This is a genomic window from Flavobacterium dankookense (assembly GCF_004362665.1).
GTDB classification, from domain to species: domain Bacteria; phylum Bacteroidota; class Bacteroidia; order Flavobacteriales; family Flavobacteriaceae; genus Flavobacterium; species Flavobacterium dankookense.
This window is the reverse complement of the sequence record NZ_SNXR01000014.1, coordinates 141,098-157,554: the sequence shown is the minus strand read 5'-3', so window position 1 is coordinate 157,554 and position 16,457 is coordinate 141,098. Positions and strand designations below refer to the sequence as shown.

Here is a 16,457-nt window from a genome sequence, read left to right as displayed (position 1 = left end):
TAAGAAAATTTTTATTATTATTACCTTTTGAAAATGAAGATAAACAAATCAATAGATATAAAAAACAACAGTAATAAGGGCATAAAAATAAATTTACGTGTAGGTTACTGCTGTAAGATATACAGAAATAAAAATTTTAGGGAATATTACTATAGTAAACTAGCTTAAAAAAAACGATTATGTAAATAGTACTAAAGGAATAGACTTGCATTTACTTGTTTTTAGACCTAATGACGTAGTAAGTTATTGTAAAATAATAATTTTAAAGTATAATACCATAGGAGTAGGCTATTATTTAGAAATTTCAGAGGCAAGAATAAAACCACTAGTCCATGCATTTTGAAAATTGAAACCTCCCGTGATGGCATCAATGTTTACAATTTCGCCCGCAAAGTATAAGTTAGGTAGCAACTTACTTTCCATAGTTTTAAAATTGATTTCTTTTAAAGCAATGCCGCCTGCAGTAACAAATTCTTCCTTAAATGTACTTTTACCATTCACTTGAAACTCGCCATTAGTCAATTGGGTTGCCAACGCTAGTAGTTGTTTGTTTGAAACATCAGCCCATTTTACGTCTTGACTATCACTTGAAGTAGAAAAAGTACCAATACCTGCCGCTTGCACCAAACTTTCCCACAAACGATTAGGGAAATCAAACGGCGATTTCTTAGAAATTATTTTTTTTGAATGGATGGCTTTCAGCTCTTTCAGTATTTCAACAGTTTCTTCCAATGTGGCATCATTTAACCAGTTGACTTGAATGGTAAATTGATAATTCTTTTCTGCTAAAAGGTTTGCACCCCAAGCCGACAAACGCAATATGCCTGGACCCGACATTCCCCAATGGGTAATCAATGTTGGACCCGAAGCTTCTAATTTGGTGCCTTTTACTTTTACGGTTGCTACTGCCGATATGCCCATTAAATCCTTGATGCGCGCATCTTTTATATTAAATGTAAATAATGATGGAACAGGTGGAACAATATTGTGACCAATGTTTTGTAGCATTTCCCACACTTTTGGGTTGCTTCCGGTAGTCATAATTAGTTTTTGGCACGAATACGTTTCGTGATTGGTTTCTACCTTCCAATAATCGGTGCCTTGAAAGATGGATTGAACGCTTTGCCCTGTCAATACATCAATTTTTAACCGCTGAACGGCTTGCAAGAAACAATCAATTATGGTTTGCGAACTATCAGTAGTAGGAAACATGCGTCCATCGTCTTCGATTTTAAGTTCAACACCATGATTGGCAAACCATTCAATCGTATCGCCACTACAGAATTGATGAAACGGTCCAATGAGTTCCTTTTCACCACGAGGATAATTTTTGGCTAATTCTTTTGGAACAAATTCAGCATGAGTAACATTGCATCGTCCGCCTCCCGAAATACGAACTTTCTCCAACACGGTTTTACCTCGTTCAAGAATTGCAATTTTAAGCTTAGGGTTTCTTTCCGCTATATTAATAGCGGTAAAAAAACCTGCCGCACCACCGCCAACAAGGATAATATCGTATTTTGAAATCATGTTACTATTTGCCTATAATTATATTTTATAAAATGTACGCTTTGTCATTTCGACGAAGGAGAAATCACATAACGTTTATCTCATGATGCGATTTCTCGTGCCTCGAAATGACAAAAAGAGAAATAATTTACTTTTTTGTACTGTTTATATTTTTTATTTTATCACTCTTGTCATTTCGACGAAGGAGAAATCATATAACGTTTATCACATGATGCGATTTCTCGTGCCTCGAAATGACAAAAAGAGAAATAATTTACTTTTTTGTACTGTTTATATTTTTTATTTTATCACTCTTGTCATTTCGACAAAGGAGAAATCACACTAGTATGTCAGCGTTATGCGATTTCTCGTGCCTCGAAATGACAAAAAAGCATCTAAACTCTTTCAGGATAATCCGTGATAATGCCATCAACACCCAATTGTTTGACAAAGGTAATATCTTCTGGCTCATTTACCGTCCAAGTGTAAAGTTTCAATCCTTTTTCTTTGATTTTTTCAACGTTTTGTATGGTGAGCAAATGATAATACGGATGAATAGCAAAGGCTTTGATAAAAGTAGCAAAGTCAATGGCTAAGTCTAAATAGGTTTCAGTTAAAACCCCAAGTTTAATAGTACCGTTTTGAAAGCGTATATCTTTTAGCACATACCAATCAAAACTAGAAATAATGATTTTTTCTACATCAAATGCTGCTGATTGCAACATATCTAAAACGGGTTGTGTAGCCTCATATTCTTTTATTTCAATATTAATGCTACATTGATTTTTTACTAATGTAAAAACATCGGCTAGCGTTGGAACTCCCAGTTGCTGGAGTTCTTTTGCAGAAAAATCAGCAACGTTTCCATTAGTTGATGTTGTTCTATCAACAGTAGCATCATGGATTACCACAGGAATAGCATCTTGACTAAGACGAACATCAAGTTCAATCATGTCCACCTTCATTTCGACTGCTTTTTTAAAGGAAGCAATAGTGTTTTCTAGGTTGTGTTCATTTGCACCACGATGGGCAATGGTAATCATTATTTTACTAATTCATTTGTTCGACGTATGGCTTCTTGGTCTTTATAGTCTAACCATGCTTGTCCTTTACGCTTCCGCATCCAGTTGTCATAATGACGAATAAAAAACACATTGGCAAACCCTTTTAATAGGTTACTTGGTCTGCCAGCTAATGAACGTAAGCTTAATGAAAACCCAGGAGTTTGGTATTTCATATAATGCCACCAACCTTCGGGCATATATAACATTTCGCCATGCTCTAAAGTAGTGATGTAGGGTGTCACTTTTTTTAGCGCTGGAAACTTCTCAAAGTCAGGATTGTCAAAATCAATATCTTCATTACATATCCACGAATAGGGCAGTCTGTACATGTATTTGGTTTCCTTTGGATCTACCAATACGCATTGTTTTTTTCCTGCAAAATGAATATGAAATAGATTAGGAAAGTCAATATCATAATGCATAAACACTTTTGCGTTTTCACCACCAAAAAAAACTAATGGTAGGCTTTTAATCAATCGTAGTCCTAAGTTAGGCCATTTCATATCGGCTTTTAACGCGGGTACATCTTTTAATAAATTGTATAAAAAGATGCGTAAATCTGTTGGACCTTTTTCTAATATGTCGATATACTCCGACATGGTCATGGTAAAGTCAGGTTCGTTTACCTTTTTAGTATAATCCGTCTTTCGACTATCATATAATGGTACTTTTTGATTACCAGCCATCTCTCTGATATAGTCAAAATTCCATTTTGCAAAAGCAGGCCAATCTTCTATTTGATTTGTGATTACAACAGGCTTTTGCTTCTTGTAGTAATTGTTTATAAACTCTTTTTTGGTGAGCTTTTCTACCCTTTCTATTTCTAAATAATTAAAACCCATAAACTATGTTATTATAATAAAGTTGTAGTAAACCAATATTACAATTAAAGATACAAATTTAATTAAGTATTATTTTTTATTTAACATCTTCTACTAAAAAATTGTGTGCTGAATAGTTTCTTTTGAAATATTTATCTACTTCATACTGCTGAAAAACATATAGTTACGAAATAAAAAATAGGTATATGGTTTGAAAAATACAAAAAAATACACCTTTCTAATTTTGTGATATATTGTTTAAACTAGCTAACAAGTACACAAAAGTAGAAAGGTGTTTTTTGCTAAATAAAGGAGGGAAAAGTGCTTAGTTTTTCTCCAATAAAACAATGCTAAACGGACTGTCAACCGCTACTTTTCCATTAGAAACGATAGAAACTTTGCCAGAATAGGCATCTTTTACCTTAGTTCCATTTGAGAAAATAGTGCCTACTGTAATTTCTTTTGGTCCAACGGGTAAATCCAAACCAACTACTACTGCATCTGTATAATTTTCTTTGGCAAATGAACGAGAAAACACATAAGGCGCAGCCGAAATTTTTTGGTGATTACCGGCTCCAACAGCTGGATGATTGGATCTAAACAAGCCTAACTTTTGATAATGTAGCAATAGTTCTTTTTTAGAAGTATCCGTTTTGAGTTCTTCCCAATTCATGAAAGAACGCAAAGTAGCATCGCCTTGTGCTCCAGCAATGTCTAGGTTTCTGGCACTTTCATCGCCATAATATACTTGAGCAATTCCTGGCGCAAGCAATAGTTTGGTTCCTGCTTCAAAGGTGCGTTCTCTTTTTTTGTCAAAAGGCCAACCATCGTCATGAGAAGTTGTATAATTCATCACAGAATAACCTTTTAAATCATTTTGTAGTATCGAATTGTATTTTCCGAAAAGCTCTTCATAAGGAAGTTTGGCTTCGTTTCTAAAATCAAAATTGATTAAACTCGTAAACCCATTAGCATAATAATCAACTTTCTTATCTCCGAAATCATAAAGCCTTTTGGCACCGATATTATAACCATATACTTCGCCCACAGTAAAGAATTTGTTGTTGTCTAACACTTTTGATGGATTGTTTTTCTTGTATTCATCAAAAGTAGATTGGCATACGGCTTGAAAATCTTTCCAAATATCTTCTTGTGTATGTTTTACGGTGTCAGCACGATAGCCATCAATTCCAAAATCGGCAATGTAATCGGCCAACCATTTCATAATGTAGTATTTTGGCGCACGAGGATAACCTGTCTTCTTAAAAAAAGCATCGAGTTCGGCTACTTCTTGTTCATAGCGTCCTTCTTTTTTCCATTTTTCAACTAACATTGGCGGCAAGGCTACGTTTTGGTTACTTTCCGTCAATACATCGGGAAGGTTTTCCACCAATGTACAATTTATATACGTATCATAGGAGTTGTAGGTACATTTTGGCGAAGTCCTAACCCAATCACTAGGATAAGCAGGATCTAATTCTGTAACTGGACCTGTATGATTGATTACCGCATCGAGCATAATTCTAATACCACGAGCATGCGCTTTGTCCACTAGTTCTTTTAGGTCGGCGCGCGTGCCATAACTTGGGTCAATAGCCGTCCAATCTTTCGTCCAATAGCCATGAAAACCGTAAGTGTTTCCAGTTCCTTCATCTACATTGCCATGAATTTGTTCTACCACTGGTGTCATCCAAATGGCATTGATGCCCAAGTTGGTAAAGTAACCATCGTCCAGTTTTTGAATGATACCACGAAGGTCGCCACCTTCAAAACCGCGCAATGGACCAGTAGGTTTATCGCGTTTGATGATGTTATCATTCGATGGATTGCCATTCTGGAAGCGGTCAAGTAGTAAAAAATAGACATTGGCACTTTCCCAAACGAAAGGGGTTTTGGTAGTGTTTTTTGAAACAGTCTCTTTGGTGGAATTACAACCAAAAGCGATTGAAAGTAGGAGTAAGGCAGTTATCTTTTTCATATTATAATTTGATTTCAAGGTCATTCATAATGTCAAGTGGACAATCCAAAGTAATTTTCAACAAGTTGCTATCGAAGGTATATTCCGATGGATTTAATTTTTTATCATTCAGGTTGATGTTGGTGGGTTTTTGAGTAAAACCATGCACAATCAAGGTTACTTTTTTGCTGGTAGCATTAGCATAGGCTTGGTCATATTCGACTTTGATGTTTAGCGTGTTGTTTTTGAACTTACTTCTAAAGTCGAATTTCTCGAATTTTTGATTTTCAAAGCTGTTCGCAGTGAGACCATCATCGTTGTATAGATTTAACTTCGATGTTGTAGCTTTCTCATCAAAGAAATAATGTACATCAAAGCTGTTGAGGTTGTATTGGGTAGTGTTTTGCACAATTTTGCTCATCGGGATGAAGCTTCCACCACGAACAAAAGTTGGAATATTCTCTTTGTTGGTTACTACGGTTTGCGTTGTTCCCGCTTCGTGTTTTTTACCAGAGTAAAAGTCATACCAATTACTCGATTTAGGGAAATAGACTTCTTTTTGGGTTTGACCACGTTGCGTTATTGGGTAAATCAAGAAGTCATTACCCCAAAAATAGCCATCCGATTTGCCTAATAAAGCAGTATTCTGTGGTTCTTCAAAAAATAATGGACGCATTAATGGTGTTCCTTTTGTAGTATTTTCGAAAGCCAAATTGTAGTTATAAGGCAGCAATTGATAACGAAGTTCGACAGCTTTCTTGGCTACTTCCTTGGTGTCAACATCTTTGTAAGCAACTTCAGAAGCGACGTCTTCCTGCGCATGTGGACGGAAAACTGGGTTGAAAACACCATACTGCAACCATCTTAGATACAATTCATTATCAAAGTAATCGCCAGCAAATCCTCCCAAATCTGAATGCATATAGGCTAAACCTTGCATACCCATTTGAAGGGCAATTTCCATTTGGGATTGTAAACCACCCCAACTTCTTGAAACATCTCCAGACCAAGGTATCATTCCAAAACGTTGTGAACCCGAATATCCAGAACGCATTAAGATGAATGGACGTTGGGTTGCGAATTCTTTTTTATAACCATCGGCAATGAGTTTTGCCCAATTGTGTCCATAGATATTGTGTACTTCATCTGCGGTTCCTTTTGCGGTATTTGCAAAGCTAGGAAACACTTCAGGTTCGCCTAAATCGCCCCAAACACCGGCAACACCTTGATTAATTAGTCGTTTATAAACATTCCAAAACCATGCTGAACCTTCCGGCTTGAATACATCAACAATTCCAGTATTCCCAAAATAGAAATCCCATGTTGCGGGCTTTCCGTTTTTGAGCGTTGCAAGTACCTTTTTGTCTACCGTTTCCTGCCATTTAGACGATGTAGTAAGAATGAATGGTTCTGTAATTAAAACGGTTTTGACACCTTTGGCATTCAAATCAGCAATCATTTTTTCAGGATTAGGGAAATTATCTTTGTCCCAATCGAGATTTCCCATTGTGCCTTGAACAGTTTTCCCAAACCAATATAAATCGAGAATTATAGCATCGACTGGAATGTTACTGTCTTGAAATTTTTTAATGGTTTTCTTTACTTCTTCCTGCGTATGATATCCAAATCGAGAAGAGAAATTACCAAAAGCCCAACGTGGTGGAAGCGGTTGTTTTCCGGTTAAGTTAGTGTAGTTTTGGACTAAATTTTCCCAAGAATTGCCTACTACTACTTGATAAGTCTTTCTACCAGAGATAGTTTCATACTCTAAAGTGTTGTTCTTTTTACTATCCAAATCGAGATAACCAATAGCAGCATTATCAAAATGAACGGCATATAATTTTGAAGATAACACTACAGGAATACAGAAATTCATGAGTTCGGCACGGGTTTCATAACCATATTGTGCTCGGTTATAAAGTGCTAAACGGTTGCCGCGTCTATTCATGCCCAAAGCACGCGAACCGCCACCATAAAGTACTTCATCAGGAGCAATATTAAACTGTAACACTTCGGTAGAGTCGTAAACAATGTTTCCTTTTACGTTTTCCAATGGAATGTGTTTACGTTTTGTATATCCTGATTTTTCCGAGAGGATTGTTGCACCTTTGTGTTTGTATATAATTTGAAACGGATTTTTAATCACTTCTACAGCCAAGTCGTTAAAAGCGAAAGAGTTGCTATTGGCATCTTTCGAAATTTTCCAATTTGGACTTTTATTTTCGTTCAATACGACAAGGTCTGATGTTGGGTTGTACTTTTCGCCATTGGGAATAAAAGTTGTTTCAATGATTTTATCCGAAAGAAAACGAATTTGATACGAACCGTCGCTTACTTTTATTTTACAAAAGTTTTTGTCAGTAGTGATGGAAATAAATTTTCTATTTGCGTTTTGGGCAAAAGCAGTTGATGTAATTAAAAAGATAAAAAGTAGTTTCTTCATAAGGGTTATTTTCCAAACATAAATTCGATAGGAATGTTAATTCGTTTTTGCCAAGAAGCTTCCGAATGGTTTTCTCCTTCAAATTTAAGATTTTTATAATTTTCTGTTGTGTATCCTTTGGATTGTAGCACTTCATCCACACGATATTCGTATTTCAAATAACTTGCGTCAAGTGTTTCTGTTCCATAATCAAAATAGATTTTGTGGTCTTTTGGATTGGGCAAATTTTTCTCCATATAAGCAAAAAAACTTTCGGGAATTGTGTTGTTTTCAAAATCACGAAATCCTACCCAATGGGTTGATAAACATGCGGCTTTTCCAAAAACCTTTGGGTATTCGCAAATGGCATACATCGAAATCAATCCGCCCATACTTGAACCCATTATTGCGGTATGTTTTGCATCGGTATAAACCGAATACTTTTTGTCAATGTATGGTTTTAATTCTTTGACGATAAACTTTAGATAATTGTCTGAATTAATATCTTCAATTTTTAAATTATAATTTAATTTTTGAGCTTCAACATAAATATATTCTATTTTATCTTTTGAAAGTTGTAGCAACGGTTTTTTTGGGAATAAATCGGCATGACGAATGTTTGGAATATTCCAAATGGCAACCACAATAATATCTTCAATTTTATTTTCAGCATTTAATTTGGAAACTACTTCATCAACCATCCATTCTTGCTTGTTCCATGTTGACGATGCGTCGAAAAGCATTTGTCCATCATGCATATACAAAACGCTGTATTTTTTATCCTTTGAATAATTAGATGGTAACCAAACATCGACTGTTCTTGACGCAATAAATTTTGTGGGAAAGCTATCTATTCGATGGATAATTCCAGCAAATTTTTCTTTGTCAACTATTTGATGGCTTTCTATTTTGCTTTGAGCTATAGCAATTGATGAAATTAATAATGTAAAAAGTAGTTTTTTCATATGAACTCATTTTTCATTTCAACGAAACAGAAATTGCACAACTTGAAAATGTTGATGTGATTTCTCCTTCGTCGAAATGACAAGTTTGGATTTATTTTAATTCTAAAACCAATGCTGATTTTCCTTCAATAGAAATGTCATTCTTTAAATCAAAAGAAGCATTTCCTAGAATGTCTTTTCCTGATGTATAGTTTTTGATATTTTCTAGGAAACGATTGGTTTTGATTGTTTGTTTTTCGGGATTGTTGTTGATGATAACCATTACAGTTTCCTTCTCATCATAACGGAAATAAATATAAACGTTATTTTCTGGAATATAATGAGTTGTTTTTCCAGAATGAATAACCGATTTATTTTTTCTCCAATTTAATAATTTAGCGGTAAAATCGAAGTATTTTTTCTGAAAATCGGTTCTTCCTGAAGCTGTGAAAGCGTTGTTTTTATCACCATTCCATCCGCCAGGAAAATCTTGTCGAATATCAGCATCGCCTTTGTCTTTGTTTCCTGCCATACCAATTTCGGAACCATAATAAATCTGAGGAATTCCACGAACCGTTGCTAACAAAGTCATAGCCAATTGGTATTTTTTGAAATCGGGATACAAATGGTTGAAACGTTGTGTATCGTGATTTTCAATAAAAGTCAAAATATTGTCAATGTTTGGATACAAGAAATCGTTAGTGAAATTTTGATATACTTTGATAATTCCTTTGTCCCAAGTAGCTTGGTCTTCATTGAAAGTGGAACTAATCGCTTCGTGCAACGTGAAATCCATTACCGAAGGCAAATAGGAATTAAAGTTTTGAATGGCGCCAATTTTACTGTCTTTTTGCCAATAAGCCATTTGCGCTTGGTCGTTCATCCAAACTTCGCCAACAATGTTAAAATGCGGATATTCGTCAGTGATTGCTTTTGTCCAATTGGAAATTCCTTCTTTGTCATTATACGAATAAGTATCTACTCGGAAACCATCTAAATCGGCATATTCAATCCACCAAATGGCGTTTTGAGTAAGATAATTTAAAACCAATGGATTGGATTGATTTAAATCGGGCATTGATTTTACAAACCAACCATCCATACAATGTTCTGCATCGCGTTTTGAAGCATTTATATCAAATTGGGTTGTCATTCTGTAGTTGGAATTGGTAAATTCTGGAAATTGGTGAATCCAATCGCGTGTTGGCAAATCGTTTATCATCCAATGTTTCCAACCCCAATGATTGGTCACATAATCCATAATGTTTTTCATGCCTTTTTTGTGTAATTCTTGGCTCATTCGAAGATAATCTTCGTTAGTTCCATATCTTGGATCGATTTTATACACATCAGATTGTCCATAGGTGTGATAGGAATATCGTTCGTCATTGTCTTCGCAAAGTGGTGTTGACCAAATGGCTGTTGCGCCAAGTTCATGAATATAATTGATGTTTTTGATTATTCCTTCAATATCGCCGCCATGTCTTCCGCCAGGCAAATCGCGATTGTTTTTTTCGGTTACTGATGGATGACTGTCGTTGTTTGGGTTTCCATTAGCAAATCTGTCTGGCATTAAAAGATACATTACGTCAGAGCTGTTGTAACTTTCGCGGAAGCGTGAGTTTTCTTTGCGTTGTTTGAGTTCGTAGTTTTTGGTAAATGATTTTTTGCCGTTTTTGAAAGTGAAAACGATGTTTTGAGGACTTACATTTTTAGTATCAATAGTAACAAAAACGTAGTTTGGGTTTTCGGTTTTTTGAATTCCTTTGATGATGATGCCATTAGAAACAGTAACTTCATTTTGAGCGATATTATTTCCGTAGAACATAATTTGAACATCGGAAAGATTCATATCGCTCCACCAAAATGGAGGTTCAACTTTATCAATTTGTGCGTAAGTTGCTATTGAAAACAGAAGTAATAGAAGTGCTTTTTTCATTTTATAAATAATTAAAAAACCCTGTCAGAGTTTTAAACGCTGACAGGGTTATTGTTAGGTTAATTTAAACCGTTACCAAACTATTCGGTTCAACTAAAACTTCTTTTCCGTTGACAAAAACTGGAATTGCAGTTTCACCTTCTAAAGAAAAATTGGTTTCATTTTGTTGAACAGCCACTTTTAAAATTTGGTTTCTGAAATTGATTTTAAATGAATAACCATCCCATTCTTTTGGAATTCTTGGTTCAAAATGTAATGCGTTATTTTTTACACGCATTCCACCAAAACCTTCTACAATACTCATCCAAGTTCCAGCCATAGAAGTGATATGCAATCCTTCTTCTACTTCTTTGTTATAATCATCTAAATCCAAACGAGAAGTTCGTAAATAGAATGTATATGCTTGTTCCATTCTTCCTAATGTTGCTGCTTGAATAGAGTGAACACATGGCGAAAGCGAACTTTCGTGAACCGTAAATGGTTCGTAGAAATCAAAATGTTTTTCTAATTGTTCTTTACTGAAATGATCTTCAAAGAAATAGAAACCTTGCAACGTATCGGCTTGTTTAATATATGGCGAACGTAATATTCTGTCCCAAGACCATTTTTGGTTTATTGGTCGTTGACTTTTATCTAAATCATGAACTTTTACTAGTTCTTTATCTAAAAACCCATCTTGTTGAAGGTAAACATCATGTTCTTCCGAATAAGGGAAATACATATTATCTGCAACTGCTTTCCAGTGAGAAATTTCGACATCATCTAAATTGACTTTACTCATTATTCGAGAATAATCGCCTGAGTATTCGTTTTGAACTTTATTGATTTGTTCAATTGTATAATCGATACACCATTTCGCTAAATAATTAGTGTAGAAATTATTGTTAACGTTGTTTTCGTATTCATTTGGACCGGTTACGCCAAGAATTACATATTGGTTTCTATAAGTTGAATACGTTGCTCGTTGGTGCCAAAAACGGGCAATTCCAATTAGAACTTCCAACCCTTTTTCTGGAATATAACTGTAATCGCCAGTAAATCGATGATAATTGAAAATAGCAAAAGCGATGGCGCCATTTCTATGAATTTCTTCAAAAGTGATTTCCCATTCGTTGTGACATTCTTCTCCATTCATGGTTACCATTGGATATAAAGCGGCACCATTTGTAAAGCCTAATTTTCCGGCGTTTTCGATGGCTTTATCCAATTGATTGTAGCGATACGCTAAAAGATTTCTAGCAACTTGTTGGTCTTTTGTAGCCATGTAAAACGGAATACAATAGGCTTCAGTATCCCAATAAGTTGAACCTCCATATTTTTCGCCGGTAAAACCTTTTGGACCAATGTTTAATCGGCTGTCTTTTCCAAGATAAGTTTGATTTAATTGGAAAATATTGAAACGAATTCCTTGTTGTGCTTTTACATCGCCATCAATAGTAATATCGCTCATTTCCCAAATTTTTGCCCAAGCTGTTTTTTGGTCTTCAAGCAATTGATTGTAACCAATATGTTTTGCTTTTTCAATAGCTTTTTTGGCTGCTTCTACAGTATTTTCATGATTCATGGATATAGTATATCCGCCAAGTTTTTGTATCGAAGCAGTTTGTCCTTTGCCTACTGAAACTTCATAGCTGAAAGCAATTTTGTCGGCTGTTTTTTCAGAAATAACAGGATTTATATTTTGAGCAGAACCATTTACTAAAATGGTATTTTGCATAAAAGTTGTAGCGGTAAAATGAGTTTTGAACGTTCTTGCCGTAACAAAAGCTTCATGTGATAAGTTTTCTACACTTATTGGTTCCCAAAATTTTTCCTCCCAGTTGGCATCTTCGTTGTGAACGCCTGCATCAACATAAGGTTTAAAAACAATTTTAGCATCAGAATTTAAAATAGTTATTTCATAATTGATGACACCAACTTCATCTAAATCTAATGATAGAAAACGAGTTACTTTAACTGCAATTTCCAATCCGTTTTGCATTTTGGCATTGAAAGAACGATAGTAAATACCTTCTTTCATGTTCAATTCTCTTTTAAAATTTGAAACCGAAACACATTTGGCTAAATCCAAATTTTCGCCATTGATTTCGATATTAATGCCAATCCAGTTTGGAGCGTTCAAAACTTTGGCAAAATATTCGGGATAACCGTTTTTCCACCAACCTACTTTAGTTTTATCAGGATAATAAATTCCGGCAATATAACTTCCTTGAAATGTTTTTCCAGAATAATATTCTTCAAAATTGGCTCGTTGTCCCATTGCACCGTTTCCGATACTGAATAGACTTTCTGATGATTTTACTCTTTCGGCATCAAATCCTTCTTCAATAATCGACCAGTTATCTGGTTTGATATAATCTTGGTTCATTTTTATTTTGATTTAAAGATTTTTGGATGTAAAGATTTAAAGACTTTTGCTTCAAATAATTGTTTTCCTAAATCACTAATTTTTATTTTTCTGTTGTTTTAATTTATTAAAGACTCTATAAATGATACATCAATAAACGTGAAATCTTCAAATATGTATTTTGCTTCGTGTAATGTTGTTGCTTCACCAATTCCGATACTTGTCATGTTGGCAATATTTGCGGCTTGGATTCCTGCTACTGAATCTTCAAAAACGATTGAATTTTCGTTGGTAACATTAAGTTTTTTTGCGGCTTGCAAGAAAACTTCTGGATCGGGTTTTGCATTAGTAACATCGTTTCCGTCAACTATGGCGTCAAAAAGGTTGATAATTCCTGTTTTTTCGAGAATTGGTCTCGCATTTTTGCTAGCTGAACCTAAAGCAATTAATTGATTTTTGTCTTTTAAATAGTGTAAAACAGGTAAAACTCCTGGTAAAATTTCACTTTCATCAATATCTACCAAATAGGATAGATAATCTTCATTTTTTTGGATAAGCCATTTGTTTTTATCTTCTTGAGAAGCTTGAATTCCTCCAAGTTCTAGGATGATATCAAGCGATCGAACGCGGCTAACTCCTTTTAATTCTTCGTTGTGTTCTGGGGTAAATTCGATACCAAGTTCCTGTGCTAATTTTTGCCATGCTAAAAAATGATATTTAGCGGTGTCAACAATTACGCCGTCGAGGTCGAATATGAATGCTTTTTTTGACATTATTTTGTGTCTACGTTATCTTTAACTTTAATTACTAAAAATGCTGCGATAAGGAAACTAATTCCACTCATCACTATAGCATAAATGGCATGGTCGCCATAAACATATTTTACAAGCGGTCCACCAATTAAGGCATTTACTATTTGTGGAATTACGATGAAGAAATTAAAAATTCCCATGTAAACTCCCATTTTCTTTGGATGGATTGAACCAGCTAAAATGGCATAAGGCATTGCTAAAATACTCGCCCAAGCAAATCCTACTAAAATCATGGAGAAAATTAATGCTTCTTTGTTTGGCATGAAATACATAGAAATTAAACCAATTCCACCTAAAACTAAAGAAAGAGCATGTGTTTTTCGTCGCCCAATTTGTTTTGCGATGTATGGCAATGCAAAAGCGACGATAGCTGAAACAAGATTGTAAACTCCAAAGATAATTCCAACCCAATCTCCAGCTGATTGAAATTCGGCACTTTTAGTATCGTTAATACTTAGGCCGTAAATGTGTTGTGCAATTGCTGGAGTTGAAAAAACCCACATTCCAAAAAGTCCAAACCAAGAAAAGAATTGCACCCAACTAAGTTGGCGCATGGTTTCCGGCATTTTGGCAAAATCCGTAAAAATATCGGATAATTTTGCTTCTTTTTCCTTTTCGCCTACAGCTTCTTTGTGTTGTTTTTCATCATTGAATTTTGAAAGTTCTTCTGGCGAATATTCTTTTGTTGTGAAAATGGTAATCAATATCGAACCAACAAGAATCAATGCACCAATTATAAAGGAATAAATTAGATTTTGTGGAATTGCTGAAGTTTCAGTTGCTAAGTTACTAATTCCGAACCATTTGTTTAAAACATAAGGTAACCAAGAACCAACCACAGCACCAATACCAATCAAAGCGGTTTGAACGCTAAAACCAAGTGTATGTTGGTCGGCACGAAGATTATCTCCAACTAATGCTCTAAATGGTTCCATTGCAACATTGAAAGATGCGTCCATTATCATTAACATTCCCGCGCCAACCCATAAGGCAGGCATAAAAGCAATGAAAATTTCGGCTTGAGGCATTAGAATTAATCCAATAGAAGCTAATAAAGCTCCAGCTAGGAAATAAGGTTTTCTTCTGCCAAATCTTCCCCAAGTATTGTCACTGTAATGTCCAATTATGGGTTGAACAATTAATCCCATTAGCGGAGCAATTATCCAAAACCATGATAATTCATGAACATCGGCACCAAAAATCTGGAGAATTCTACTAGCGTTAGCATTTTGTAGGGCAAAACCCATTTGAATTCCTAAGAAACCGAAACTCATGTTCCAAATTTCCCAGAAACCTAATTTACGCTTTTCCATTATCGTAATTTAATGATTTATAATACGATAAGCTATTGCTTATCAAGCTTTTTTAGTTTCGAAGTAAAGTATAAGCTTGATAATAAGTTGTAAATATACTAAAGATTTTAAATTTGGCTAGGCTAATTAAAAAAATTAAGAAATGGATATTTACGAAAACGTTTTTTGTTGATAAATCAATTTTTTGTTGATTCTCTTTCTACTAATTCAGTTTCGATAACTTCGGTTTTGTATTGTTCTTCCTCTTCGTCTTCCGATTCTAATCGGTCGATTAACATTTTGGCAGCTTTTCCGCCCATTTTTATTCCGTTTTGACTAACCGTTGTAATGCTTGGAGTGGAATATTTGGAGATAATTCCATCAGTGAAACCTATTATTGAAATGTCTTCGGGAATATTTTTTCCTAGTTTGTTGGCAATTTTTAATGCAGTAACAGCAAAAAGTTCGTTAACCGCAAAAATAGCTTCAATATCATTGTTTTGTAGAAGTTCTTCTATATAATGGTCAAAATCTTCGGTGTCTTCGATTTTTAGAATAAGATTTTCGTTAATGTCAATATCATTGCTTTTTAGAGCTTTTTTATAGCCATCGGTCCTTAGCTTTCCAACGCTAACGTAGTCTACAGTAGTGATTAGGGCTATTTTTTTCAGGCCTTTATCGATTAAAAATTGTGTTGCGTTATGAGCGGCATGAACGTCGTCGATAATAATTTTGTCGCATAAAATTTCATTCGTAACTCGGTCAAACATGACTACTGGCATTCCTTGGTTGATGACTTCTGTAATGTGATGAAAATCTTTTTTTTGCTGTGTTTCTTTGGATAAAGACATGATAAAACCATCGATACTTCCGCTAGCGAGCATTTCCATATTGATAACTTCTTTGTCAAATGATTCGTCTGATAAGCAAACTAAAACATTGTATCCGTTTTCATTAGCAACATGTTCAACGCCACTGATTACGGTAGCAAAAAAGTGATGAATAATTTCGGGAATAATGATGCAAATGGTTTTTGTTTTTTTGTTTTTTAGGCTTAATGCAATATTGTTTGGCTTGTAGTTATACAATTTTGCAAAGGCTTGTACTTTTTGTCTCGTGTCTTCGCTTATTTCCAAACTGTTTCTTAATGATTTTGAAACAGTAGAGATTGAAACATCCAATTCTTTTGCAATTTGTTTTAGTGTTACTTTCCTCTTCATTTTTTTGTTTACTAATGATTTGTCAATAAAGATATATTTTTTTTTCAGAAACGTCAATTTTATTGTCAAAAATGTGACATAACTAAAAAGTTTTCAACACGAAAACGTTTTCGAAACACAATTAACAGAC

At 34.7% G+C, this 16,457-nt stretch carries 11 protein-coding genes; all 11 read right to left on the bottom strand.

Annotated elements, in window-relative coordinates:
- Positions 1-291 precede the first annotated feature (291 nt).
- Positions 292-1,530 carry a BaiN/RdsA family NAD(P)/FAD-dependent oxidoreductase gene (locus BC748_RS09140; protein ID WP_133533186.1) on the bottom strand — a complete coding sequence of 413 codons (1,239 nt, stop codon included), beginning with the start codon at positions 1,528-1,530 and terminating at the stop codon, positions 292-294.
- Positions 1,531-1,904: 374 nt separating this feature from the next.
- Positions 1,905-2,552 (bottom strand): glycerophosphodiester phosphodiesterase, encoded by a 648-nt coding sequence (locus BC748_RS09135; RefSeq protein ID WP_133533185.1) that lies wholly within the window; start codon positions 2,550-2,552, stop codon positions 1,905-1,907.
- Positions 2,552-3,415, bottom strand: coding sequence for a cupin-like domain-containing protein (locus BC748_RS09130; RefSeq protein ID WP_133533184.1), 864 nt, complete (start codon positions 3,413-3,415; stop codon positions 2,552-2,554). Before BC748_RS09130 ends, BC748_RS09135 begins: the two co-directional genes overlap by 1 nt.
- Positions 3,416-3,719: 304 nt before the next feature.
- Positions 3,720-5,372, bottom strand: coding sequence for an alpha-amylase family glycosyl hydrolase (locus BC748_RS09125; RefSeq protein ID WP_133533183.1), 1,653 nt, complete (start codon positions 5,370-5,372; stop codon positions 3,720-3,722).
- 1 nt (position 5,373) lies between these two features.
- Complete coding sequence (locus BC748_RS09120; protein WP_133533182.1) at positions 5,374-7,794, bottom strand: glycoside hydrolase family 31 protein; 2,421 nt, start codon at positions 7,792-7,794, stop codon at positions 5,374-5,376.
- A 5-nt stretch (positions 7,795-7,799) separates the two neighbouring features.
- The gene (locus tag BC748_RS09115) at positions 7,800-8,738 is read right to left on the bottom strand and encodes an alpha/beta hydrolase (protein ID WP_133533181.1); all 939 of its coding nucleotides are present in this window, start codon (positions 8,736-8,738) and stop codon (positions 7,800-7,802) included.
- Between the two features lie 91 nt (positions 8,739-8,829).
- On the bottom strand, positions 8,830-10,656 hold the full coding sequence (locus BC748_RS09110; protein WP_133533180.1) for a glycoside hydrolase family 13 protein: 1,827 nt from the start codon (positions 10,654-10,656) through the stop codon (positions 8,830-8,832).
- Positions 10,657-10,720: 64 nt separating this feature from the next.
- Entirely contained in the window at positions 10,721-13,024 is a 2,304-nt protein-coding gene (locus BC748_RS09105) for a glycoside hydrolase family 65 protein (protein ID WP_133533179.1), read from the bottom strand.
- Positions 13,025-13,122: 98 nt separating this feature from the next.
- Positions 13,123-13,776, bottom strand: coding sequence for a beta-phosphoglucomutase (gene pgmB / locus BC748_RS09100; RefSeq protein ID WP_133533178.1), 654 nt, complete (start codon positions 13,774-13,776; stop codon positions 13,123-13,125).
- Entirely contained in the window at positions 13,776-15,128 is a 1,353-nt protein-coding gene (locus BC748_RS09095; RefSeq protein WP_133533177.1) for an MFS transporter, read from the bottom strand. Before BC748_RS09095 ends, pgmB begins: the two co-directional genes overlap by 1 nt.
- Positions 15,129-15,304: 176 nt before the next feature.
- Positions 15,305-16,327 (bottom strand): LacI family DNA-binding transcriptional regulator, encoded by a 1,023-nt coding sequence (locus tag BC748_RS09090; protein WP_133533176.1) that lies wholly within the window; start codon positions 16,325-16,327, stop codon positions 15,305-15,307.
- Positions 16,328-16,457 lie beyond the last annotated feature (130 nt).

Excerpts from the sequence above, each read along its gene's own strand:
- BC748_RS09140 (WP_133533186.1), bottom strand. The coding sequence starts at position 1,530 with ATGATTTCAAAATACGATATTATCCTTGTTGGCGGTGGTGCGGCAGGT.
- BC748_RS09135 (WP_133533185.1), bottom strand. The coding sequence starts at position 2,552 with ATGATTACCATTGCCCATCGTGGTGCAAATGAACACAACCTAGAAAAC.
- BC748_RS09130 (WP_133533184.1), bottom strand. The coding sequence starts at position 3,415 with ATGGGTTTTAATTATTTAGAAATAGAAAGGGTAGAAAAGCTCACCAAA.
- BC748_RS09125 (WP_133533183.1), bottom strand. The coding sequence starts at position 5,372 with ATGAAAAAGATAACTGCCTTACTCCTACTTTCAATCGCTTTTGGTTGT.
- BC748_RS09120 (WP_133533182.1), bottom strand. The coding sequence starts at position 7,794 with ATGAAGAAACTACTTTTTATCTTTTTAATTACATCAACTGCTTTTGCC.
- BC748_RS09115 (WP_133533181.1), bottom strand. The coding sequence starts at position 8,738 with ATGAAAAAACTACTTTTTACATTATTAATTTCATCAATTGCTATAGCT.
- BC748_RS09110 (WP_133533180.1), bottom strand. The coding sequence starts at position 10,656 with ATGAAAAAAGCACTTCTATTACTTCTGTTTTCAATAGCAACTTACGCA.
- BC748_RS09105 (WP_133533179.1), bottom strand. The coding sequence starts at position 13,024 with ATGAACCAAGATTATATCAAACCAGATAACTGGTCGATTATTGAAGAA.
- pgmB (WP_133533178.1), bottom strand. The coding sequence starts at position 13,776 with ATGTCAAAAAAAGCATTCATATTCGACCTCGACGGCGTAATTGTTGAC.
- BC748_RS09095 (WP_133533177.1), bottom strand. The coding sequence starts at position 15,128 with ATGGAAAAGCGTAAATTAGGTTTCTGGGAAATTTGGAACATGAGTTTC.
- BC748_RS09090 (WP_133533176.1), bottom strand. The coding sequence starts at position 16,327 with ATGAAGAGGAAAGTAACACTAAAACAAATTGCAAAAGAATTGGATGTT.